This window comes from Flavobacterium endoglycinae, assembly GCF_017352115.1.
Taxonomy (GTDB): Bacteria; Bacteroidota; Bacteroidia; order Flavobacteriales; family Flavobacteriaceae; genus Flavobacterium; species Flavobacterium endoglycinae.
In genome coordinates, this window is record NZ_CP071448.1 from 2,846,841 (window position 1) to 2,870,673 (window position 23,833).

Genomic DNA, 23,833 nt, shown 5'->3' on the forward strand with positions numbered 1-23,833 from the left:
ATTTGTATTTCAATTATTGAAGGAAAATGATAGATAAGATAAAACAACATATAGAGGAAGCTAAAGCCTTTAATGATAAAAACAAAGAATCTTTAGAGCAATTCCGAATTAAATATTTAGGAAGTAAGGGGTTATTAAAGGAACTTTTTGCGGAGTTTAAAAATATTCCAAACGATCAGAAAAAAGATTTTGGACAAGTAATTAATACTCTTAAAGCGGTTGCCGAAGAAAAAGTAAGAGTTATTCAGGAAGAACTTGAAAGTAAAGAAGAAAGTGTAGGTGTTTTTGGTGATTTAACACGTGCAGCAGAACCGGTTCTTATTGGTTCTCGCCATCCTATTTCTATCGTTAAAAATCAGATTATAGATATTTTTGCCAATATCGGATTCAACGTTTCTGAAGGTCCAGAAATCGAAGACGACTGGCATAACTTTACGGCATTGAACTTGCCAGAATATCACCCAGCGCGTGATATGCAGGATACGTTTTTCATTCAAACCAATCCAGATGTCTTGTTGCGTACGCATACATCATCGGTTCAGGTGCGTTATATGGAAAATCACAAACCGCCAATCCGTACGATTTCACCGGGACGTGTTTTCCGTAATGAAGCAATTTCATCTCGTTCGCACTGTATTTTCCATCAAGTGGAAGGATTGTACATTGACAAAGATGTTTCTTTCGCCGATTTGAAACAAACGTTACTTTATTTCACTAAAGAAATGTTCGGAAAATCTAAAATTCGTCTTCGTCCGTCGTATTTCCCATTTACAGAGCCAAGTGCTGAAATTGATATCTATTGGGGATTAAAAACAGAAACCGATTACAGAATTACCAAAGGAACGGGCTGGTTAGAAATTGGAGGCTGCGGAATGGTAGATCCAAATGTTCTTAAAAATTGTGACATCAACCCAGACGAATACAACGGATTTGCTTTCGGAATGGGAGTAGAGCGTATTGCAATGCTTTTATACCAAATTGGAGATATCCGTATGTTCTACGAAAATGATGTTCGTTTCTTAGAGCAATTTAAAGCAAATATATAATTTAAGCCATAAAGTCGTAAAGTCGAAAGTTGAAAGCCTCAGAGTAGGTTTTTGACTTTCGACTTTATGACTTTCAAACTTTCGACTAATATGAAAAAAGATATAATAATTCCAGAAGTTGAAAACGTGTTTCTTGCTGCAGTGCAGGAATGGAGCGACGATTTTATGGAAAAAGTGTGGTACGCTTATTTAGTTAACGACAGCGATTTTAACTTAGACAGCGTAATGGTGGTTTCAAAAGCATTTGGAACAATCGACGGCGAAATGAAAAAGACGTCTATTTTACGTCATGCTTTTGTTGAAGTTCCTTCGGTTTCTGTTGTGAAGATAGAATTAGTAGAAAAAAGCCTTTTGGCGCTTAATAACGAATTTATGGTAACGTTCTTCATCGGAAATACTCTATACGACCAGAAGTTCATTTTTAAAGCCAATTCAATCAATGAAAATAATACTGAAGAAGTACCGATTTTGTTTGTTGAAGGGGTAATGGTGAAATAGATTTTTAAAGAAGAAAGAAGCAAGAGAAAAGACTTCTTTAAGATAGAATAAAAGAGAAAGAGCCAAGACTGTAAATTCAGTTTGGCTCTTTTTTATTTTCTGCACAAAAAGAAAAATCTTTCCTCTTGCTTCTTTCTTCTAATTTTGCAAAAAATCTTCCTCTTGATTCTTTCTTCTATCGAGTCTAGAAAGATTAATCCAAAGACTCCGTTAATTTCTTGAAAACTGTTTTGGCATCTTTTCCATCATATAAAACAGCGTAAACCGCATCGATAATTGGCGTTTTGGCACCGTAGCCTTGATTGAGTTTATAAGCGCTTTTTGTGGCGTAATAACCTTCGGCAACCATGCTCATTTCCATCATAGCGCTTTTTACAGTATATCCTTTTCCTATCATGTTTCCGAACATTCTATTTCTTGAGAAAACCGAATATCCTGTAACCAATAAATCGCCCAAATAAGCTGAATCATTAATGTTACGTTTCATTTTGTGTACTTTTCTAATGAATTTCTTCATCTCACGAATCGCATTACTCATTAAAACCGACTGGAAGTTATCGCCATAACCTAAACCATGTGCAATTCCGGCAGCAATCGAATAAATGTTTTTCAGCATCGCCGCATATTCAGTTCCGATGATATCGTCTGAAATTTTAGCTTTGATATAATTTCCTGAAAGTGACTTAGCCACGATTTTGGCTTTATCAGGATCTCCACACGCAATAGTTAAATAAGAAAGTCTTTCTAATGCTACTTCTTCGGCGTGGCAAGGACCAGTAATTACTCCAATATTGTAATAGGGGATATCGTATTGAATATGGAAATGCTCACCAACAATTAAACTGGTTTCGGGCACAATTCCTTTAATAGCTGAAAATATAATTTTATCAGACAGCGAAACTGTCATATTTTGAAGTTCGGCATCTAAGAAAGCTGAAGGAATAGCAAAAATGATATAATCTGCGTATTCAATAGCCTCATTTATATTGCTTGTTAATTTGAGTTTGTTAATGTCAAATTCAACTGAACTTAAATAGTTTGGATTGTGTTTGTATTTCTGAATATGCTCTATGGCAGACTCATTACGCATATACCACGCAATTTCGGAAAGATTAACGCATAACATTTTTGCAATTGCCGTTGCCCAGCTTCCACCACCAATTACTGCAAATTTTAATTTTTCACTCATTATTTTATTAATTTGAAACAAAAGTACTTAATAATGTAATAATAACATAAAATCTGATTTAAGAAATTTATAAATCACCTTTAAATACAATGGTTTTCAGTTGGTTTTACCTAAAAATAAAAAAAATTACCGCCTTGCACAATAAAGTAAAAAAACTTGCGTTGTAAGTGTTTAGAAATTAGAATTTTAATGAATTTATCAAGATTTGAGTTAGTTAGTTTTGTTTTAGTAATTTGAAAAGGCGTTCCTAAACTTGTTAAGAACGCCTTTTCTATTTCTATCTAAATTATAATTTCTAAATCCTAAATTCCCGAATTTAGAAAACCTTGGAATTTGAAATTTAAAAAAAATTGGAATTTTATTTAATATGAAAGTTCCACAATAGATCTCACTTTGTCTAAAGTCACCAATTGATTTTCGCCTAAACCTTTCCAGCCTCTTTCGTCGAAACGATTTACGATAAAGTCGGCTGTTTTAGAATAATCTTCTGTGTATTGAGAAAGTTTGGTGTCCATTCCCATGGTATGGAAAAATTCTACGGTTTTGTTGATCGCTTCTTTTGCTACTTCTTCATCAGAACCTGTTAAATTAAAGATTCTTCTTCCGTATTGTGCCAGTTTTCCCTTTTTAGTTTCGAACATCACATGATACAAACTTGGACCTATAATGGCCAAAGTTCTGGCATGGTCAATTTCGTAAAGAGCAGTCAATTCGTGACCAATCATATGCGTTGCCCAATCACTTGGAACACCTTTTTGAATTAATCCGTTTAAAGCCATAGTACAGCTCCACATAAAATTCGAAGCCAAAGTATAATCGGTTGGATTTTTTACAATTCCAGGTCCAACTTCAATTAGAGTTTGAAGAACACCTTCGGCAATTCTATCCTGAAGAAAAGCATCCGTTGGATACGTTAAATATTGCTCCATTACGTGTGTGTAAGCATCTACAACACCATTTTCGATTTGCCTTTTTGGTAAAGATGCAATTACCGAAGGATCACAAATAGAGAATTGAGGAAACAAAGCGCTTCCGCCAGAAGATAATTTTTCCTGAGTAGCTTCAATGGTTACTACATATCCAGAATTCATTTCACTTCCCGTTGCTGGTAACGTTAAAACAGTTCCGAATGGCATTGCATTTTCTTTAATCAAGATTCTTTTTTGAAGAATATCAATTGGATTTCCGTCAAAATTAACCGCAGCTGAAATAAATTTCACACCATCAATTACAGATCCGCCGCCAACAGCAAGGATAAAATCGATTTTTTCTGCTTTAATTACATCAACGGCTTTCATCAACGTTTCAAATCTAGGGTTTGGTTCGATTCCGCCAAATTCTACAATATCAAAACCTTTCAGATTGTGGATTACCTGATCGTAAATTCCGTTTTTAAAGATACTTCCGCCACCATAAGCCAAAAGAATTTTAGCATTTTTTGGTACTAAAGTCGAAAGTTTTGAAATCTGCCCTTTCCCGAAAACTAAATTCGTAGGGTTGTATAATTCAAAGTTTAGCATTTTTTTTAAAGGTTCTAAGATGCTAAGGTACTCAGGTTCTAAGTTTTATTGAATTGAACTTAATCAGCAAACTTAGCATCGTTGTTAATTTAATTTTATTGATTAGTGAATAGGATTAAGATTTTAGTTTCTAGGAAAAACACCTCAGAACTTTAGCGTCTAAGTCCCTTAGCACCTTTATTTCAACTCTTGCAGCAATTTTCCAGCTACCAATTTAGACGAAGCTGGGTTTTGACCTGTAATTAAAAGTCCGTCGGCTACTGCGTAAGGCTGCCAGTTTGGTCCTTTAGAAAAAATTCCTCCGTTTGATGCCAATGCATCTTCCAATAAAAATGGAACCACTTTAGTTAAACCAACTGCTTCTTCTTCGGCATTTGTAAAACCAGTTATTTTTTTGCCTTTTACCAGATATTCGCCTTTTACTTTTACATTTTTTAAAACCGCAGGGGCATGACATACAAAGGCTACAGGTTTGTTATGCGTGTAAAAAGCTTCTATTAAAGCAATTGAGCTTTTATCTTCCACTAAATCCCAAAGCGGACCGTGACCACCCGGATAAAATACAGCGTCGTAATCTTTTTGGTTAACGGTTGAAAGTTTCAAAGTGTTTTTTAATTTTTCCTGTAAAACTTGGTCAGCATCAAAACGCTTAGTATCTTCAGTTGCCGATGCTGGATCAGCACTTTTTGGATCAATTGGCGGTTGTCCTCCAAGCGGAGAAGCAATTGTAATTTCTACTCCCTGATCTAGTAATTCATAATAAGGTGCTGCGAATTCTTCAGACCAGAATCCGGTTTTTTCTCCTGTGTTGCCCAGTTTATCATTGCTGGTAACAACAAACAATACTTTTTTCATACCTTTTTTATTTGATTTTTGAGCCAATGCTGAAAAGCTTACGGCTGTAAATGCAGTTATTGCGAATAGTGCTATTTTCTTCATAATATTAAATTTTGAACAAATTTACGGGGAATGTGATATTTGTAAAAATAAAATAAACTATGTTTGTTATAAATAATTTTATGTCATGGTAAATTTAGAATGGTACAGAACCTTTAAGGCAGTGTATAAAAACGGAAACTTTTCAGTAGCCGCAAAAGAATTGTTTATGAGCCAGCCAGCCGTTAGTCAGCAGATTTCAATGTTGGAAGCTCACGTTGGAAATAAATTATTCAATCGGAAATCGAAAGGAGTAGAGCCAACAGAATACGCTAAGTTACTGAATAATTTGATAATAGATGCGCTCGATCGTCTTGAAAGTGTCGAAACTGGTTTTAGAGCCAAAGCAGAAGATGCGACAAGACTAATTTCGGTTGGAATTTCAAAACATCTTTTTGACTGTATTGGAAATCTCTTAATCTCCAAGTTTGATTTAATTGATTTTACTTTCGCAGAAAATGACGAACTTTTTGCATTGGTAGATTCTAAAAAACTCGATTTTGCCATTACTACAAAACGATTCGATACTTTTGATACCACTTATGAAATTGTGGGTAAAATCAAACTGATTTTGGTCGCGCCGTCAAGTTTGGACATAACTGAATTCCGCCAAAAATTAAAAGCAGATAATTTTACGGAAATTGAACAATGGCTTAATGCACAAAAATGGTATAGTCATGATGCGCGAATTCCACATATAAAATTATTCTGGCTTCATGCTTTTAATAAAAAAAGACCATCAATGGTGCCTAATTATATCATTCCATCAGAATCTGAAATGTTGAGATTGTTGGCAAAAAATGATGGAGTTGCCGTGACTTGGAATTGCAATGCAAGAAATTATATAAAAGAAAACAAATTACAGTTGGTGTGGAACAGTTTTCACGTTCCCGAAGAATTTGTGTATTTGCTAACGCCTAAAAATAACAGTGCCAAATCAATTTTCGATGTAATTGAAAAAGAGCTCAAATTATTTTTTGGTAATAGATTATAATACAGTTTAAATAGAATAGGAACATTTTATAAAGTATGCGAAAATTCTTCTTTTTGCTTTGACTTGATCTTTTAAAAGAATATTTTTGATATACAAACCACTAAAATTTTCCAGTATGAAAAAGATCTCAACTATTTTAATGTTTATAATGCTGTTTTTTATAATTAATTCTTGCAGTAAAAGTGATGATGAAGCTATAGTAGATTGTTTAGGAGATTCTATTCTTACTGAATTAAAACATCCTGTAGATGCAGCGGATTCAAAAAAAATTAACTTTTCAATTGAATACGCTGGCAGCGATAGAACGCTGAGTAATGTAAAATGGACTTTTGGAGATGGACAAACAGCAACAGGTCTTTCAGTTTCTCATACCTACAGTACAGCGGGTTCTTATACAGTTAAGGCAGAAGTTACTACAAAAAAAGGTAGTTCTTCAGAATGTACTCATGAGAAAACGAAAACAATTACTGTGAATTAGAAAAACCAAAATAAGATTTTTTTGAGAGTCAGTTTTATAATTTATGCTTCTGCATCAGATTATAAAATTGACTCTCATTCGTTATATTTGTTTGATATGATTTTTGAATATGGAAAAGTTACAAAATATTAGAATAGCAGTTGATGCGATTGTTTTTGGTTATAAAAACAATGATTTATACGTGTTATTAATTGAACAAAAGTTTGGTTCAGCCGATAAATATTGGGCGTTACCAGGAGGTTTGGTACAGAATGAAGAATCTTTGAGCGATGCGGTTATTCGTGAATTGCACGAAGAAACGAATGTGCAGCTTAATTTCATGGAACAGCTTTACACTTTTGGAGATGATATTTTTAGAGATTCCAGAAACCGTGTTATTTCGGTTGCGTATTATGCTTTGGTCGATGCCTCGAATTTAGAAATTAAAGCCAATACTGATGCCGAAAGAGTACAATGGTTTAAGATTGATGAAATTCCGTCTTTGGCATTCGATCATAATTTGATTTTGAAAAAAGCCATTGCAAGATTAAAATCAAAACTGACTTACGAGCCAATCGGTTTCGATTTGCTTCCTAATGAATTTTTATTTTCTGATTTAGAAAACCTGTATTGTACCATTTTGGAAAAGGAAATTGACAGAAGAAATTTCAGAAAAAAAATATTGAGTTACGGTATTTTGGAACAAACCGATAAAATTGCTCCCGTTAAAAACGGAAGACCAGCAAAACTTTTTAAGTTTAATAAACTGAAATACAATTTATTAGTTAAAGAAGGCTTCCACTTCGAAATAAAGTTTGCGTAATTTTTACACAAAATATATTGTTTATTTAAAATTAAATTCTACATTTGCGTATAATTAACGCAAACCTAAAAGCTATGATACTAAATCTCGACCCAAAATTCGCTCCTTTTCAAAATCAGGATCAAATTAAATCTCAAAGTTTTACTTTTTCTGGTGGAGAACCACACATTAAAATTGTTCCCGATTTTGATACCAACAGAAAAGTAACGATTACACACCGATTAAATTCATTCAACGATTTGGGTTTGTTGTGTATTACTGTGGATGCTTTACGCAGAATGGACGTTAAGATTATCGATCTTTTTATTCCTTATTTTCCAGCGGCAAGACAAGATCGTGTTATGATTCCGGGAGAGCCATTGTCTGTAAAAGTATATGCGGATATTATTAATGCGATGCAACTGAACAAAGTATTTGTTTTTGATGCGCATTCTGAAGTTACACCAGCTTTGTTGAATAACTGTACTGTAATCCCAAACTATACTTTTATTAAAGAAGTTTTAAATAGAATTGGAGAGAATGTAAAACTGATTTCTCCAGACGGTGGCGCTTTAAAGAAAATCTACAAAGTATCTGAATTTTTAGGTGGCGTTGAGGTTGTAGAATGCAGTAAAAGCCGTGATGTAAAAACTGGAAAGTTATCTGGTTTCAAAGTGTACAACGATGATTTGGAAGGAACGGATTGTTTAATTGTAGATGACATTTGCGACGGAGGAGGAACTTTCGTAGGATTAGCAGAAGAACTAAAAAAGAAAAATGCCGGAAACTTATACTTAGCAGTAAGCCACGGGATTTTCAATAAAGGGTTTGAAGTTTTAAACTGCTTTGATGGTATTTTCACAACCAATTCTTTTAAAGATTTTGAAGGTGAAAGTGTTCAGGTAATTGGACTAGATCAATTAGTTTAAAAGTTAAAAGTTAAAAGTTTCGGGTTTCAAGTTCCAAGTTGTTTTGGAAACCTTTAAAAAAAATCTATTAACTGTTTCAAGCTTCAAGTTCCAGGTTCCAAGTTGGTGCAAATAACTTGAAACTTGAAACAAAGAAAAACCTGAAACAAAAACAACCAATAAAAATTATGAGCGACGATTTAAAACCAAGATTTATTGAATCTTTAAAAAGAAACAATGATCAAATTAGAGAAGACAGAGCCAAAGTAATTGGTGAAGATTCTGAATTAATTTACAGACGAAGAGTCGAAGACATCGAATTAAAAATCAAAAGACTCGAAAGAGAACAAGAAGGATTAATTGATATTAGTCCGCTGGATAAAAACAGTTTGACTTTCGCCGATTTTCAGCCGGAAGCCTTTGTTCAGAAAGACATGGAACTTTCGCTGACCATTAGGAATTTAAACATTCAGTTTGAGGTTACAAAAAAGAGATTTGAATATTTATTTGGTAAAAAATATTAGTCATGGGAGGTACAAGATATGATTTCGGTGCTCGCGAAAGCAGAGCAAAAAAAGTAGGTTACGCTAGTAAATCAGCTAGCGAGATTTTTACACAAAATGCATTGCGAATGGCTCATGAATCTATGAATCCGAATGGAGTGATTTTTAGAGAAGCGAGAGATTCTGATGTTCATCCAAACACTGTTCCGATTATTTTAGGATTGGACGTTACAGGAAGTATGGGACATATTCCACACGAATTAATAAAAGATGGACTTCCAAAATTAATGGGAGGAATTATTCAAGGTGGCGTTCCAGATCCAGCACTTTTATTCTTAGGAATTGGAGATCATGAATGTGACCGATATCCGCTTCAAGTCGGACAGTTTGAATCTGGTGACGAAGAATTGGATATGTGGTTAACAAGAACGTATATCGAAGGTGGAGGTGGAGGAAATGCTGGCGAAAGTTATCTTTTAGCATGGTATTTTGCAGCGTTTCATACTAAAATCGATGCTTTCGAAAAAAGAGGAGAAAAAGGATTATTGTTTACAGTAGGTGATGAACCAGGTTTAAAAACGCTTCCAGCTTCAGCAATTAAAGAAATTATGGGGCAGGGACAACAGACTTATACGCATCTTGAATTATTAGCAGAAGCGCAAAAAAAATACGATGTATATCACATCAGTGTATTGCACTCAGGACAAGCTATCAATGCCGATGTTGAATGGAAAGAACTACTCGGACAAAATTGTTTATCTATTGAAGATCACAGAGAAATTCCAAACGTAATCAAAAAGATCATCTGCGATAAACATAAAAGTTCTGGTTTAGGAGCAATACCGGTTTCTGATGCAAGCGATAGCAGTTTAGATAATATAGAAATGCTTTAATTTTTTTAAACACATGGAAACATAGATTTCTCTTTTGAATGTCAAAGAATAAAGAAAGAAACTAGTTTCTAGCAGATAGTAGCTATGTGAATTGCGATAAGTGAAACGCCTTTTTTTAAGATTCTAATAAGCTATGATTCTATATGTTAAAAGATAATTGACGAACAATTAACAAAATGAAAACAGCGAAAATAGTTATAGGTTTAGGATTTGGCGATGAAGGAAAAGGCATAACAACAGATTTTCTGGCAGAACAAAATCCTGAATCTATCGTTATTCGCTTTTCGGGAGGACAACAAGCCGCGCATACCGTCATGATCGGCAACAGAAAACACGTCCATTCGAGTTTTGCAAGCGGAGCACTTCGTGGTCTTCCATCTTATTACAGCGAACATTGCACGATTCATCCTCTTTTTTTGTATAACGAAAGAGAAGAATTAAAAGAAAAAAACGCTAATCTGGATTTGTACATTCATCCTTTAGCAAAAGTTACCACTCCTTTTGATGTCTGGCACAACAGAGGAAATGTACGAAACATTGAAAACGGAACCTGCGGAAAAGGCATTGGTTCAACCATGAAAAGAAATGAAGGTCCGTATAAATTGTTTGCCATCGATTTGATTGCGCCTCGCGAAATGCTTTTAGAAAAATTAAACCAAATTGCATATTACTATGGTTTTTTAAATGAAAGCGGAATCGATGAAGAAATCAATCAATATCTGGAAGCAATTGATAAGATACAATGGAATATTGTCGATTATACATTCCTTTCGAAATATGAAAATCTCATTTTTGAAGGCAGTCAGGGCATTCTGCTCGATATGGATCACGGCGTTTTTCCGAATGTGACGTATGCCAATACTACCTCAAAAAATGCCATTGAAATTTGTAATAAACTAAAGATTGAAGATGTAGCCGTTTATTACGTAACCAGAAGTTATTCAACGCGTCACGGACATGGCTGGATGGCGAATGAAGGAGAAATAAAATTAAAAAATAACGAAGAAGAAACCTGTGTTTTTAACGAATACCAAAAACATTTGCGTTTTGGAACCCTGAATTACGAACTTCTAAATTACGCTCTAAAACTCGATGCAGCTTACAGCCCAATGGCAAAACGAAATTTGGTTGTAACTTGTATGGATCAGCTGGAGCAGGATTATGAGTTTGAAAATCTCACAACGGAATTCAGCGAAATCTACGGATCATTTTCACCCGATTCAAAAGATTTTAAAAACATTATTTCTTTGTTTCAATAAAATAGAAAAAATGAAATACAATACAGATACCATAACTCCAGAAAGTAAGTTTATATTTTTCTGGGGGCACCAACCCAGTAAAGACGGAAAAATTCTCAAAACCTGTTTCAGCCAGTGGTGGTTAAGTTCTTTTAAAGTAGATAAAGTAACTTACAAAACTGCTGAACATTGGATGATGGCCAAAAAAGCAGAATTATTCAACGATCAGGAAATTTTAGTAAAAATCCTTAAAGCCGATTCTCCAGCTGAAGCAAAAAAACTCGGTAGAGAAGTCAAAAATTATGTAGATACGGTTTGGTTAGAAAACCGATATGAAATTGTAAAACAAGGAAACTTTCACAAATTCAGTCAAAATGCTGATTTGAAAACGTTCTTATTAAACACTAAAGAACGAGTTATTGTCGAAGCAAGTCCAGTCGATTCAATCTGGGGAATCGGAATGGCAGAAGATCACAAAGATGTTCTAAAACCAGAAGCCTGGAAAGGATTAAATCTTTTAGGTTTCGCTTTGATGGAAGTTAGAGATGAATTGAGATAAATTGATTATGGAAACAACAAGATTATATCGTCCAGTTGGATTAAAAGAAGTGGAATTAATCGCAGAGTTGGATTACAATGCTTTTCCACCAAGGTTAGAATGGCAACCTATTTTTTATCCGGTAACGAATCAGCAATATGCAGATCAAATTGCTTTTGAATGGAATACCGTTGACGAATTTTCCGGATTCATTGGAATTGTAACTGCTTTTGATGTTAACTCAGATTTTTTGAAAAAGTATGAAATTCAAAATGTTGGCGATAAAAATCATAATGAACTTTGGATTCCGTCGGAAGAATTAATTGATTTTAATGCTAACATAGTAAACGGAATTGAAATCGTAAATGTGCATTTTACAGATCGTTCTTTGGTAAGTGAAAACAAAGAACTCAATGAAAAACTAGATAGTTTTAGAAAATGATTTTAGAATTATTAAAGGCAGACATAACAGAAATTCAAGTTGATGCAATAGTAAATGCTGCGAATACTTCTTTGCTTGGAGGCGGTGGTGTTGATGGTGCAATTCATAGAAAAGGAGGAAAAGCAATTCTAGACGAATGTATCCAAATTAGAAATAAGCAAGGAGGATGTAAAACAGGTGAAGCTGTAATCACAACAGCAGGAAATCTTCCTTCTAAATATGTTATTCATACTGTTGGACCAGTTTGGAATGGCGACAAAGAAGAAAAATCAAAATTGCTGGCAGATTGTTATCAAAACAGTTTGGCTCTTGCGGTAGAAAATGGAATCAAAACTATTGCTTTTCCAAATATCAGTACAGGAATTTATCATTTTCCGAAAGATAAAGCAGCTGAAATCGCGGTAAAAGTTGTGAAAGAGTTTGATAGAATTTCTGAAATAGAAAAAGTACTGTTTGTATGTTTTGATGATGAAAATTATCAGATTTATAAAAGTATTCTATAGTTGTTCCGCTAGGAACATCTGGTCGGTAGAAAAAATAGATTAATTGAATTTACGTTCCGTGGGAACGTTTGATTGGTAAAAAAATGAATGAAAAAATAGCAAAAAGTGTCAGCAAGTTTTTAAGTCTGGTGCTTAGACATTCGCCTGAAACTATCGGATTACAATTAGACGAAAATGGATGGGCTGATGTTGAGGAATTAATTATAAAATGTAATAAAAAGGGAAGTCAGAACGAAATGACGGTTGAACTTTTAGATTACGTCGTAGAAAATAACGATAAAAAACGGTTTGCTTACAATGAAGATAAAACCAAAATCCGTGCAAGTCAGGGACATTCGATTTCGGTTGAATTAAATCTGGAAGAAACGGCACCTTTGGAATTTTTGTATCACGGAACGGTTGGAAAATTTATGGAAAGCATTCGTAAAGAAGGTTTGAAAAAAATGAGCCGTCAGCATGTACATTTAAGCAAAGACAAAGAAACTGCGACAAAAGTTGGAAGCAGAAGAGGAGTACCGCAGATTTTAACCGTTAGAAGCGGCGCCATGCATAGAGACGGATATACATTTTATTTATCCGAAAACAATGTCTGGTTGACCGATGAGGTTCCAGCGAAATATATTGAATTTTAAAAATGAAAAGAACACTTGTTTTTGGAGATATTCACGGAGGATTAAAAGCCCTGATTCAGTTATTTAAAAGAATTGATTTATCTGAAAATGACAGACTGATTTTCTTAGGTGATTATGTGGATGGCTGGAACGAATCGGCACAGGTAATTGAGTTTCTTATGGATTTATCTCAAAAACACGAATGCATTTTTATAAAAGGAAATCATGATGCCTGGTGTCAGGAATGGCTGATGAACGATATTGTAAATGATATTTGGTTTTTGCATGGAGGAAAATCGACTATAGAAAGTTATGAAAATATTGATCTTTCCAAAAGACAGAAACATCTGGAATTCTTTAATCAAATGAAGGATTATTTTGTAGATGAAAGCAACAATCTTTTCATTCATGCCGGATTCTCATCGATGCACGGACCAGAAAAAGAACATTATCAAACCAATTTTTCGTGGGACAGAACGTTGTGGGAAATGGCGCTGACTATGGATAAACGAATAAAAAAAGATTCGCTTTTGTATCCGAAAAGATTACTGCTTTATAATGAAATTTATATCGGACATACTCCAACGCTAAATTATGATGTAGAAATTCCAATGCAAGGCTGCAATGTTTGGAATATTGATACAGGTGCCGCTTTTTACGGAAAACTTTCTTGTATCGATACAACCACAAAAGAATTTTGGCAAAGTGATGTAGTTCAGACATTTTATCCAAATGAAAAAGGAAGAAATAAATAAAATGAAAAATACAATAGAATCTGGTTTATTTGGTTTGGCTGTTGGTGATGCTTTGGGAGTTCCAGTTGAATTTAAATCCAGAGCTTATTTAAAACAAAATCCAGTTACTGAAATGTTTGGTTTTGGAACGCATCATCAACCAATAGGGACTTGGAGCGACGATAGTTCACTTGCTTTCTGTCTAGCTGAAAGTTTATGTTCGGGTTATGATTTAAATGATATTGCAAGAAACTTTGTCAAATGGTACAGCGGAAATTTATGGACGCCACATGGAAAAGTTTTTGATATCGGAATCGCAACTAGACATGCTATTCTTAATATTACAAAAGGACATCAACCTGATTTATGTGGCGGATTTTCTGAAGAAGATAACGGAAATGGCTCATTAATGCGTATTTTGCCTTTGGTCTTTTATCTTCAAAATGAAAATGATATTGAAGTTATTTACCAAAAAGTAAAAGAAGTTTCATCAATAACACATGCACATTTCAGATCGGTTTTCGCTTGTTTTATTTACGTGATTTATTGTTTGGAAATTCTAAAAGATAAAGATAAATTCGAAGCTTATACGGATATGAAAAGTATACTTTCAAAGTTTTTGGAAGACAAAAAATATAATCCTGCTGAAGTTCAGTTGTTTGACAGAGTTCTGAAAAATGATATTCTGTATGTGGAAAGTGAAATTCAATCTTCGGGTTATGTGCTACATAGTTTAGAAGCAAGTTTTTGGTGTTTTTTAAATTCGGATTCTTATGAAGAAACGGTTTTAAGGGCAGTAAACTTAGGCGGAGATACCGACACAACCGGAGCAATTGCTGGAGGATTAGCAGGAATTTATTATGGAATCGATAATATTCCGCAAAAGTGGATTGACAATTTAGTAAGAGTAAAAGATATAAAAGATTTAGCAGAACGTCTATCAAATAAAATGTAAAAAACTTATATATGAACCCATTATTATTAACCGACGGTTACAAAGTTGACCACAGAAGACAATACCCAGACGGAACTACAATTGTATATTCTAACTGGACACCAAGAAAATCAAGAATTGAAGGAGTTGATGAAGTGATCTTTTTTGGATTGCAGTATTTCATCAAAAAATATATTATCCACGATTTTGAAGAAGATTTCTTTAAAAAATCAAAAGAAGAAGTCGTTAAAAAATACTCACGAAGAATCAATAATTATTTAGGTGAAAACCAAGTTGGGACTAAACATATTGAAGATTTACACGATTTAGGATATATTCCTATGGTTTTTAAAGCCTTGCCAGAAGGCGCAAGCGTTCCGTTGAGAGTTCCGATGTTTACGATGTATAATACAATTCCAGAATTTTTCTGGCTGACGAATTATTTCGAAACGTTACTTTCTGCGGTAGTTTGGTTGCCTTGTAATTCTGCTACAATTGCAAAAGAATACCGAAAAGTATTAGACAAATATGCTGCAGAAACTTCTTCTGTTCCAGAATTTGTAGATTGGCAAGCACACGATTTCTCAATGAGAGGAATGGGCGGAATCGAAGCAGCCTTGACTTCTGCAGCGGGACATTTATTAAGTTTTACAGGATCTGATACGATTCCAGCAATTGATTTCTTGGAAGAATATTACAATGCCAATTCAGATCAGGAGCTTGTGGCTGGTTCAGTAGCAGCAACAGAACATTCTGTTATGTGTATGGGAACAACTGAGGGCGAGTACGAAACTTTTAAAAGATTAATTACAGGAGTGTATCCAAAAGGAATTGTTTCTATCGTTTCTGATACTTGGGATTTATGGAAAGTTCTAACGGATTATCTTCCAAGATTAAAAGAAGAAATCGTTTCAAGAGAAGGTAAAGTAGTAATTCGTCCTGACAGTGGCGATCCGGTAGATATTATCTGCGGAAATCCAAACGGAAAAACAGAACAAGAGAAAAAAGGGGTTATCGAATTGCTTTGGGATGTTTTTGGCGGGACTACAAATGCTAAAGGATTCAAAGAATTGGTGCCGCAAATTGGAGCGATTTATGGAGATAGTATCACAGTAGCAAGAGCAACTCAAATTTGCGAAAGATTAAAAGAAAAAGGATTTGCTTCTACCAATGTTGTTTTAGGAATCGGTTCTTTCACATATCAATACAATACAAGAGATACTTTCGGATTTGCGATGAAAGCCACTTACGGAGAAGTGAACGGAGAGGGAAGAGCTATCTTCAAAGATCCAATTACTGACGACGGAACTAAAAAATCGGCTAAAGGATTAATGAAAATAGAATTAATCGACGGTAAGTATCATTTAACTGATAATGTTTCTTGGGAAGAAGAAAAACAAGGTGAATTGAAGGAAGTTTTCAGAGATGGAAAGCTTTTGGTTGATCAAACGTTAAGTGAAATCAGAACAAGAGTAAAAAGTAACGTGAGTATCGAAGCTTAATTATGGCAAAAAGCCTGAATTTTAAATTCAGGCTTTTTTTATGATTTGATTTTTTTGTCATTTCGACGAAGGAGAAATCACACTAGAAATTCTTGTGCGGAAATTCTAGTGCGATTTCTCGTTTCTCGGAATGACAAGATTGTGTATGGTTAAATTCAATTGCCTCCAGTTTTAACTGGAGGTCAAAAATATTGATTTCTACATCGGCTTTAGCCAAACATCTTTAATTTTGGCTAAAGCCTTGTACTGCTGAAAATAAAAAACCTCCAGCTAAAGCAGGAGGCAATTCAAATTTTTTACTTCTTATAAAAATTATTATGATCAATATATTCCCAAACTTTCGGAGGAAGTAAAGGTTGAATATTTTTCCCTTCTTTAATATTATTTCGAATAAAAGTCGAAGAGATCTCTACAATCGGTGCATCAATAACATGAATTTTGGGATGCGATTTTAATTCTACATTTTCAGGTTCATCAGAAATTCTAGGATAGACATAAATATCATGATTTTCAAGAATCACTTCATAGTTTTTCCATTTATGAAGCGTTTTCAAATTGTCTTCACCCATAATTAAAGAAAAGTCATGATTTGGATATTTCTCTTGCAGATGTGCGAGCGTTATAACCGTATAACTCGGCTGAGGTAATTTAAACTCGATATCAGATGGTTTTATTTTCGGATAATCTTCTGTTGCCAGAAAGACCATTTGCAAGCGCTGCTGATCGTCTAATAAAGTCGCTTTCTTTTTTAACGGATTATGAGGCGTTACCACCATCCAAATCTGATCTAATCCAGCATACTCTGCCATGTGATTGGCAATGATTAGATGGCCAACATGAATTGGATTATAAGTTCCGAAATAAAGACCTATTTTCATAGTTGAAGTAACTAGTAAAAAGTGATTAGTAAAGAGTGATTGGTGATTAGTTTTTTAGTGTTTTTGAAAAAGTATTCACTAATTACTTGTTTATGAAATCCTTTACCAATTGATGCGCTTCTTCAAGAGCAACCTCTAAATCATAATTTTTGATAATCACATCGAATTGAGGTGCAGTCGCCAATTCTACAGATGCTTTTGCGATACGCATATTGATTTTATCTTCGCTTTCTGTAGAACGCTGTTTTAATCGGCGTTTTAATTCGTCAACACTTGGAGGTTTCACGAAAACCGCTAAAGTTTCTTCTGGAAATTTATGCTTGATACGAAGGCCGCCAACCACGTCAATGTCAAAAATAACATTTTTTCCTAAAGCCCAGATTCTTTCAATTTCCGATTTTAAAGTTCCGTAGAAGTTGTCGCGATATACTTCTTCCCATTCCAGAAAATCTTCGGCTTTAATGTGCTTTTTGAATTCTTCTAACGAAATGAAATAATAATCTTTTCCGTTAACTTCTTCACCACGCGGTGCACGCGATGCCGCCGAAATCGAAAATTCAAGATTTAAATCTTCCTGTCCTAATAAATGTTTTACGATCGTTGTTTTTCCTGATCCCGAAGGTGCCGAAAAAACAATTAATTTTCCTTTGTTCATTGTGTATGCTTTAGGCTTTAAGCTATATGCTCTAAGCTTTAAATTTGTGTAGTATTTATAGAACGTTCAATACTTGTTCTTTAATTTTTTCCAATTCATCTTTCATCATCACAACAAATTTCTGCATTTGAGCATGATTCGATTTAGAACCCATTGTATTGATTTCACGTCCCATTTCTTGAGTGATAAAACCAAGTTTTCGTCCGTTAGCTTCAGAACCGTTTAAAGTCTCTATGAAATAATCTAAATGGCTTGTTAAACGTACTTTTTCTTCCGTTATATCCAGTTTTTCTAAATAATAGATTAATTCTTGCTCAAAACGATTTTCGTCTACATTTACTTCTAATTCTGAAATAGCATTTTGCAAACGGTCTTTTATAGCCTGAACACGTTCTGGATCTAAAGCCAGAGTATCATTCATCAGCTGGCGAATGTTTCCAATTCTTAAATTGAATTCTTTTTCAAGCGATTCGCCTTCGTCTTTTCTGAAATTTAAGATGTTTTGCAATGCTTCATCAATAATAACCTGAATCTGCTCCCAGTCATTTTCGTCAATTTCTTCACGCTCTGTTTTTAATGTATCTGGCATACGAACGGCCATTTTCATTAATTCAGTTTCATCAGCATCAGCATAAACTTCTCTCAATTGAGCGATGTAGTTTTTTACAACAGGTACGTTTACTTTGGTTGAAGTCTGTTCGGCAGTACTTTCTACATAAATTGCAAAATCAATTTTTCCTCTTTCAAGTTTTGTCGAGATTTGAGTTCGCAAACCTAATTCCATTTCGCGATAAACCGATGGCATTCTTACGTTTAGATCTAAACCTTTACTGTTTAGCGATTTTACTTCAACGGTAATTTTTTTTGTAGGCAATTGCAAAGATGCTTTGCCAAACCCTGTCATAGATTGTATCATATAATTGAGTATAAAGGCGCAAAGATAAATAAAAGTTTGCACTGTTGGACTGTAATTCAGTAATCTGTAAAATCTTAGAGAACTTAAGGCTTTTTAGTTTCGATTTTCAATACTGTGTCCTAATTTTTGTTTTAAAAATTTACTCGAAATAAGTAATTGAATTCGGTAAAATATTAACTCAAAGCCTCAATAACTGCGGCCACATTTTTTTGGCTGTTGCCGATGTAAATTTTGCCATCAATAATAAAAACCGGACGACTTAAGAACGTGTAATGTTCCAGAATGTATTTTTTGAAATCGGCTTCCGTCAATGATTTGTCTTTTAATCCCATTGATTTATATAATTGCGCTTTCTTGCTGAATAAAGCTTCGTAACTTCCAGAAAGTGTGTGCATTTCTTCCAGCTGTTCCTCAGTGATTGGATCTTGCTTGATGTCATGAAAAACAAGATTGTTTTCTGGAAGGCTTTTAATGATTTTGCGGCAAGTATCGCATGAAGCTAGGTAATATATTTTATTCATGATGTTGTGAATTTATTAGATTGCAAAGAAAATCCATTTAGAGCTTAAAAATGTCTAATTTTAGAAAAAAAATAAAATTATGAATTCAGTTTTTAATGTACAGAAAACAAGCAGGGAAATTCTGCTGAAACTTTTAACTAGTCATTCGCTAGAACAATTAAATAAAATACCAGATGGATTTAATAATAATATAGTTTGGAATGTGGCTCATTGTATAGCGGCACAACAGTCATTGGTTTATAAATTATCAGGATTACCGGCGATAGTTTCGGAAGATTTTATTTTAAAATACCGAAAAGGCACAAAACCTGAAGGTGATGTTTCGCAGGAAGAAGTTGATGAAATCAGAGAACTGCTTTTTACTACATTAGAGAAAACTGAAAATGATTTTGCAAGCGGTCTTTTTGTCGATTATACCGAATATACCACAAGTATGGGTTTTACACTTCACAATGTGCATGACGCTTTGAATTTTAATAATTATCACGAAGGAATTCATACCGGAATTGTAATGGCAATTAAGAAATTAGTTTAAAACAAAAATCCCGCTTAAAGCGGGATTTTTTATTCTACTATAGTTTCAAGCGTTACTTTCATAGCACCAGCACCTTTACTTTTGGTGATTTCCATAAATGCTCTTTTTGAAAGGTCGATTTCGCGGGTTTTTACAAATGGACCGCGATCGGTGATTTTTACGATTACAAATTTTCCGTTGGCTTCATTAGTAACTTTGACTCTTGTACCAAAGGGAAGTCTTTTGTGTGCTGCAGTGTACTTGTTGTTGTTGAAACGACTTCCGTCAGCAGTTTTTCTTCCATTAAAACGATCTGCGTAGTAGGAGGCGTGAGCGTTTTTTTTATAGGGTTTTAGTTTTAATCCTTTATCTGTGAATACTGAGTCTGTTGGTAAAGCAATAAGGTTTGGTTTTACGTTTTTTACCGTATCCTGTATAATTTTAGGTTCAGTTGTAGGTTTCGTTTGACTTATAACATAAGAAAAACAGCAGATAAATAATAATGTAAAAGAGGCGAGTAAAATATTTTTATTTCTCATAGGTTATTTTTTTTCAGACTTGGGGGAGTTTGTACAAATAATATGCCGAGATAAAAAAAGCCCTATTGTAGGGCTCTAGTTGGTTATTGGAACCATAGGCTCCAAGGAATTCTACTTAAAACAAGTATTAATCCTAATCCGTAAAAAATAGCGAATGTTTTAAACTTTGCTTCGCTGTTTATTAGTTTTTTATGTTTAGACCATCCTATAGTAATTAAAGCAATGGCAATAAGGTTAATTAGTGGATGTTCTAATGAAGTCAATCGTAATGCAGAATTTGACATTTGTCCTAGAACTGGAAGACCTTTTGGAGACACAAAATAAAGGACTAAACCAATCAATAATTGTGTATGAATTCCAATTAGGGCAAATAGGGATATTTTGCGGTCTTTTGCTGTGAATTCTTTTTTTGAAGAAAAACCGATAAGGGCATTTACAACGGCAAACAATAAAAGCAATAATGCTAAATATGCCCAGCCCGAATGTAATTTTTGTATAAAGTTGTACATAAACTGTGTTTTTTTGTTAAAAACAAATATAGCAAAAACAGGTATAAAAAAACGGCATTAAACTTAAAAGTCAATGCCGTTTTTATTATTTATTTAGATTCTAAATTCTTAGAAATCGTAACGTAAGCTAAAGTTCCAAGTTCTACCGAAACCGAAGTATACTTGGTTGTTCGTAGAAATTCCTTTGTATGTTGGCTGAGTAGGGTAATCAGCAGCAAAGTAGTTTGTTTTTGCTTCAGCGATGTAAGTGTAATCAAAAACGTTGTTGACGTTTAATCTGAAACCAACTGAGTTATCTTTGTTTTTACCAACTAACCATTTGTAAGCTAATCCAGCATCTGCTGTACCGTAAGAAGGTAATTGCAATGAACCTCTATTAGTTGCTGATGTGAAGTTTCCTGGAGAAATTGCAGCATATAATTTGTCATTATAGTTATAATTTGCATCAACAGTAAAACGTGGTAAAATCTCATAAATTGCTCCTAAAGCTGCTGTAGTTTGAGCGGCATCTCCAACTTTTACACCATCAAGATATAATGTTGTAGCAGTTCCTCCACCAATAGGATTGTTTCCAGAATCGTAACGATTACTTGTACTTGTTCCGTCATACTTCCAATCTCCTATAGAGAACATTCCAGTAAGGGTAAGTTTGTCCATAACTTTAGCAGTAGCATCAAACTCGATACCTGAGTGAATTTCTGTAATTCCAGCAAAATCATAGTAACCTCCAGGATTGTCAGTAGCTCCGTCATTTTGTCTTTGGTATCTGTCTTTCCATGAAGTACGGTAGAAGTTTAAGTTTGCTGTAAACATCTGTGTACGTAAACCGTAACCAGCTTCAATACCGAAGATTTTCTCATTTGTTAAGTTACCATTTACTAATGAAGCATTATTTGGGTAAACCGCATTAAAGAATGGTTGTTTTGAGTAGTATCCTGAGTTAACAAAAACATTATGATGCTCATTGATGTTGTAGTTAACACCACCTTTTACGTTACCACCTAAGATGTTTTCGTAATCTGTACTAGATAATGGGTTTGAAGATAAATATTTGAAGTAATCAACTCTTTTGAATCCCTGTTGAGAAAGTGCTCCTTGAATGAATGCAGTAAAATTATCTGAAGAGTACTCTAATTGAGTAAATCCACCATACCATCTTACATCACCATCATTGTAGAAGTTAATTTTTTCTTCTTTATCTGTGCTTTTGAATACGTTCCAAGCTGCATATGTAGAATATGTGTTTGTTAAAACTCTGTTTGGATTGTTTGCATCAAAGTTGTCAATATATGAATCAGCTCCTAATAAGTTATTTATGTTTTGGTAGTGAATACCTTTGTATCCTCTTACATCAATTCCTAAATCCCAAGTTAACTTATCAGAGAATTTTTTGTTAAAGTTAACAATTGCACCATACCAGTTATGAGAATTTACAGATGAAATTTGAGAAATACCTGTTGTAGAGTTTGTTAAACTCCCTGTAGCAGAGCTGTTTTGGAATTGTCCACTTGTGCCATTTGTTGTACGTGTGTAATTAGTACCATTGATGTTTACTGTTTGTCCTGAGTTGTAAGCAACAATTTTGTCAAAATCTATTAAACCATCTGCAGTTCTGAATGCATTATTAGCATAGTTAAAACCTCTAATACCACCAGCTCCTCTAGAGCCTCCCCCACGTCCAAAAGAAACGTAAGCTACAGTAGATAATTTTGAAGTTTCGTTGATATTCCAATCATAGTTTAATGAAATAACTGGCTTGTGGTAGTAGTTTCTTACCATATTAAATGATTCACCACCTTTGTAACCCCAATCAGAGTTGTATTTGATATTTGGATCAGACTCTGTACCATATTTTTGGTATTGAGCTATCGTGATAAATGTAGATCTTTGATCGTGCCATTGTGGAGCACCAGTAACCGTAAATTGGAAATCGTGTTTGTTGTTTTTTGTAGTATATCCAAGAGCTACATAGTAGTTGTCTCCGTTAAAAGCTGTTCCGTCGACATAACCATCACCTTGAGTATGGCTGTATAATACAGAAGCAGAGAAACCGTTGTCTAATTTTCCTGTATTGTAAGCAACATTAGATTTAAAGTAATTATCGTTACCAAATGAAGTACCAACAGTACCACCTTGTTTTAAGTCAGAAGCTTTAGTTACGTAGTTCATAGTACCCCCAACAGAAGCAATAGCTAATTTTGAAGATCCTAAACCTCTTTGTACTTGAATGAAAGAAGTTACATCAGATAAACCAGCCCAGTTACTCCAGTAAACAGCTCCGTTTTCCATATCGTTAACTGGCATACCATTTACCATTACAGCAACGTTGTTTTGGCTAAATCCACGAACTGTAATTCTCGAATCTCCAAATCCACCTCCAGATTTTGTTACATAAACAGATGGAGTGCTTTTTAGCATTTCAGGAAGTTCTTGATTTCCTAATTTTGCTTGAATTTCAGCAGCTTTAATTGTAGAAACAGCAACCGGAGTTTTTCTGTCTTTAGCAATATCTACTGTAGTACTTTTAACTACAATTTCTGATAATTCGTTAGAATTTGAAGTTAAAACAATGTTACCTAAGTTTGTAGATCCTGAAACAGTGAATTTAACTGTTTTAGTTTCAAAACCTATGTACGAAATTACCAATTCGCCAGAAGCGTTTGGTGAGTCGATAGTAAATTTACCATCAAAATCTGTTGAAGTTGCCGTAGAAGATCCTTTGATCTGTACGTTTGCTCCTGGTAACGAACCTGCTGTACCGTCGGTAATATTACCAGTAACTTTTCCTTGAGAAAATACGGTTGAAACTATCATAAAAAATAGTCCAGTGAGTAACCAATTTTTCATTTTCTTCATTTTGTTATTGAGTTTATTGTTTTTGGCAAAATTATAACAATAAAATCAGATAATGTTATCAAAATGTTAAGAAAAATCAGTTTTGAAGTTTGTGTTGCGTATTAAAATGATTTTTTGATTTTTTATTAAAGAAAATAATTTTTTATTGAATTTTTATGATGTTATATTGTTAAATCAGCAATGATTGTAATTGCTTT

27 protein-coding genes are annotated in these 23,833 nt (G+C 34.1%); 17 read left to right on the top strand and 10 right to left on the bottom strand.

The annotated features are described in order from the left end of the window. The first annotated feature begins 26 nt into the window (after positions 1-26). On the top strand, positions 27-1,046 hold the full coding sequence (pheS, locus tag J0383_RS12325; protein ID WP_207294347.1) for a phenylalanine--tRNA ligase subunit alpha: 1,020 nt from the start codon (positions 27-29) through the stop codon (positions 1,044-1,046). Between the two features lie 90 nt (positions 1,047-1,136). Next, entirely contained in the window at positions 1,137-1,544 is a 408-nt protein-coding gene (locus tag J0383_RS12330) for a hypothetical protein (protein WP_207294348.1), read from the top strand. Positions 1,545-1,737: 193 nt separating this feature from the next. Here J0383_RS12330 and J0383_RS12335 read toward each other — a convergent pair whose 3' ends face one another. From J0383_RS12335 to J0383_RS12345, 3 genes are all read right to left on the bottom strand, one after another. Further along, entirely contained in the window at positions 1,738-2,733 is a 996-nt protein-coding gene (locus J0383_RS12335; protein ID WP_207294349.1) for an NAD(P)H-dependent glycerol-3-phosphate dehydrogenase, read from the bottom strand. A gap of 362 nt (positions 2,734-3,095) precedes the next feature. Continuing rightward, positions 3,096-4,253, bottom strand: coding sequence for an iron-containing alcohol dehydrogenase (locus J0383_RS12340; RefSeq protein ID WP_207294350.1), 1,158 nt, complete (start codon positions 4,251-4,253; stop codon positions 3,096-3,098). A gap of 177 nt (positions 4,254-4,430) precedes the next feature. Next, positions 4,431-5,192, bottom strand: a complete 762-nt coding sequence (locus J0383_RS12345; protein ID WP_207294351.1) for a type 1 glutamine amidotransferase domain-containing protein — start codon at positions 5,190-5,192, stop codon at positions 4,431-4,433. Positions 5,193-5,277: 85 nt separating this feature from the next. Here J0383_RS12345 and J0383_RS12350 point away from each other — a divergent pair, with 85 nt between their 5' ends. The 14 genes from J0383_RS12350 to J0383_RS12415 all read left to right on the top strand — a co-directional run bounded on the left by J0383_RS12350 (position 5,278) and on the right by J0383_RS12415 (position 16,248). Continuing rightward, positions 5,278-6,183 carry a LysR family transcriptional regulator gene (locus J0383_RS12350; RefSeq protein WP_207294352.1) on the top strand — a complete coding sequence of 302 codons (906 nt, stop codon included), beginning with the start codon at positions 5,278-5,280 and terminating at the stop codon, positions 6,181-6,183. 115 nt (positions 6,184-6,298) lie between these two features. Next, positions 6,299-6,661, top strand: a complete 363-nt coding sequence (locus J0383_RS12355; protein ID WP_207294353.1) for a PKD domain-containing protein — start codon at positions 6,299-6,301, stop codon at positions 6,659-6,661. Positions 6,662-6,770: 109 nt separating this feature from the next. After that, positions 6,771-7,463: an NUDIX hydrolase gene (locus tag J0383_RS12360; protein WP_207294354.1), complete on the top strand. Its 693-nt coding sequence runs from the start codon at positions 6,771-6,773 to the stop codon at positions 7,461-7,463. Positions 7,464-7,537: 74 nt separating this feature from the next. Next, complete coding sequence (gene prs, locus J0383_RS12365; RefSeq protein WP_207294355.1) at positions 7,538-8,371, top strand: ribose-phosphate diphosphokinase; 834 nt, start codon at positions 7,538-7,540, stop codon at positions 8,369-8,371. A gap of 167 nt (positions 8,372-8,538) precedes the next feature. Then, positions 8,539-8,874, top strand: coding sequence for a hypothetical protein (locus J0383_RS12370; RefSeq protein WP_095928446.1), 336 nt, complete (start codon positions 8,539-8,541; stop codon positions 8,872-8,874). A 2-nt stretch (positions 8,875-8,876) separates the two neighbouring features. Then, complete coding sequence (locus tag J0383_RS12375; protein WP_207294356.1) at positions 8,877-9,746, top strand: hypothetical protein; 870 nt, start codon at positions 8,877-8,879, stop codon at positions 9,744-9,746. Between the two features lie 176 nt (positions 9,747-9,922). Further along, positions 9,923-11,005 carry an adenylosuccinate synthetase gene (locus J0383_RS12380; protein WP_207294357.1) on the top strand — a complete coding sequence of 361 codons (1,083 nt, stop codon included), beginning with the start codon at positions 9,923-9,925 and terminating at the stop codon, positions 11,003-11,005. A 10-nt stretch (positions 11,006-11,015) separates the two neighbouring features. After that, entirely contained in the window at positions 11,016-11,543 is a 528-nt protein-coding gene (locus J0383_RS12385) for an NADAR family protein (RefSeq protein ID WP_207294358.1), read from the top strand. 7 nt (positions 11,544-11,550) lie between these two features. After that, a complete protein-coding gene (locus tag J0383_RS12390; protein ID WP_207294359.1) occupies positions 11,551-11,964 on the top strand; it encodes an ADP-ribosylation/crystallin J1 in 414 nt (137 codons plus the stop codon). Further along, on the top strand, positions 11,961-12,467 hold the full coding sequence (locus tag J0383_RS12395) for an O-acetyl-ADP-ribose deacetylase (RefSeq protein WP_207294360.1): 507 nt from the start codon (positions 11,961-11,963) through the stop codon (positions 12,465-12,467). The genes J0383_RS12390 and J0383_RS12395 overlap by 4 nt, the downstream gene beginning before the upstream one ends. An 83-nt stretch (positions 12,468-12,550) precedes the next feature. Further along, the gene (locus tag J0383_RS12400; RefSeq protein WP_207294361.1) at positions 12,551-13,099 is read left to right on the top strand and encodes an RNA 2'-phosphotransferase; all 549 of its coding nucleotides are present in this window, start codon (positions 12,551-12,553) and stop codon (positions 13,097-13,099) included. A 2-nt stretch (positions 13,100-13,101) separates the two neighbouring features. Further along, positions 13,102-13,833, top strand: coding sequence for a metallophosphoesterase family protein (locus tag J0383_RS12405; RefSeq protein WP_207294362.1), 732 nt, complete (start codon positions 13,102-13,104; stop codon positions 13,831-13,833). A 1-nt stretch (position 13,834) separates the two neighbouring features. Continuing rightward, entirely contained in the window at positions 13,835-14,767 is a 933-nt protein-coding gene (locus tag J0383_RS12410) for an ADP-ribosylglycohydrolase family protein (RefSeq protein ID WP_207294363.1), read from the top strand. Positions 14,768-14,778: 11 nt separating this feature from the next. Continuing rightward, the gene (locus tag J0383_RS12415) at positions 14,779-16,248 is read left to right on the top strand and encodes a nicotinate phosphoribosyltransferase (RefSeq protein WP_207294364.1); all 1,470 of its coding nucleotides are present in this window, start codon (positions 14,779-14,781) and stop codon (positions 16,246-16,248) included. Positions 16,249-16,544: 296 nt separating this feature from the next. Here the strand turns inward: J0383_RS12415 and nadD are convergent, their stop codons facing one another. From nadD to J0383_RS12435, 4 genes are all read right to left on the bottom strand, one after another. Further along, positions 16,545-17,126 carry a nicotinate (nicotinamide) nucleotide adenylyltransferase gene (gene nadD / locus J0383_RS12420; RefSeq protein WP_207294365.1) on the bottom strand — a complete coding sequence of 194 codons (582 nt, stop codon included), beginning with the start codon at positions 17,124-17,126 and terminating at the stop codon, positions 16,545-16,547. An 82-nt stretch (positions 17,127-17,208) separates the two neighbouring features. Next, a complete protein-coding gene (gene gmk, locus J0383_RS12425) occupies positions 17,209-17,781 on the bottom strand; it encodes a guanylate kinase (protein ID WP_207294366.1) in 573 nt (190 codons plus the stop codon). Between the two features lie 55 nt (positions 17,782-17,836). After that, the gene (locus J0383_RS12430; RefSeq protein WP_207294367.1) at positions 17,837-18,697 is read right to left on the bottom strand and encodes a YicC/YloC family endoribonuclease; all 861 of its coding nucleotides are present in this window, start codon (positions 18,695-18,697) and stop codon (positions 17,837-17,839) included. A gap of 173 nt (positions 18,698-18,870) precedes the next feature. Continuing rightward, a complete protein-coding gene (locus tag J0383_RS12435) occupies positions 18,871-19,218 on the bottom strand; it encodes an arsenate reductase family protein (RefSeq protein WP_207294368.1) in 348 nt (115 codons plus the stop codon). Between the two features lie 79 nt (positions 19,219-19,297). Here J0383_RS12435 and J0383_RS12440 point away from each other — a divergent pair, with 79 nt between their 5' ends. Further along, complete coding sequence (locus tag J0383_RS12440; RefSeq protein WP_207294369.1) at positions 19,298-19,753, top strand: DinB family protein; 456 nt, start codon at positions 19,298-19,300, stop codon at positions 19,751-19,753. A gap of 29 nt (positions 19,754-19,782) precedes the next feature. On the opposite strand, the gene J0383_RS12445 is transcribed toward J0383_RS12440, so the two are convergent. From J0383_RS12445 to J0383_RS12455, 3 genes are all read right to left on the bottom strand, one after another. Next, positions 19,783-20,271 carry a septal ring lytic transglycosylase RlpA family protein gene (locus J0383_RS12445; RefSeq protein ID WP_207294370.1) on the bottom strand — a complete coding sequence of 163 codons (489 nt, stop codon included), beginning with the start codon at positions 20,269-20,271 and terminating at the stop codon, positions 19,783-19,785. Between the two features lie 83 nt (positions 20,272-20,354). Next, positions 20,355-20,780 (bottom strand): hypothetical protein, encoded by a 426-nt coding sequence (locus J0383_RS12450; RefSeq protein ID WP_207294371.1) that lies wholly within the window; start codon positions 20,778-20,780, stop codon positions 20,355-20,357. A gap of 108 nt (positions 20,781-20,888) precedes the next feature. Continuing rightward, a complete protein-coding gene (locus J0383_RS12455; RefSeq protein WP_207294372.1) occupies positions 20,889-23,636 on the bottom strand; it encodes a TonB-dependent receptor in 2,748 nt (915 codons plus the stop codon). Positions 23,637-23,833: the final 197 nt, after the last annotated feature.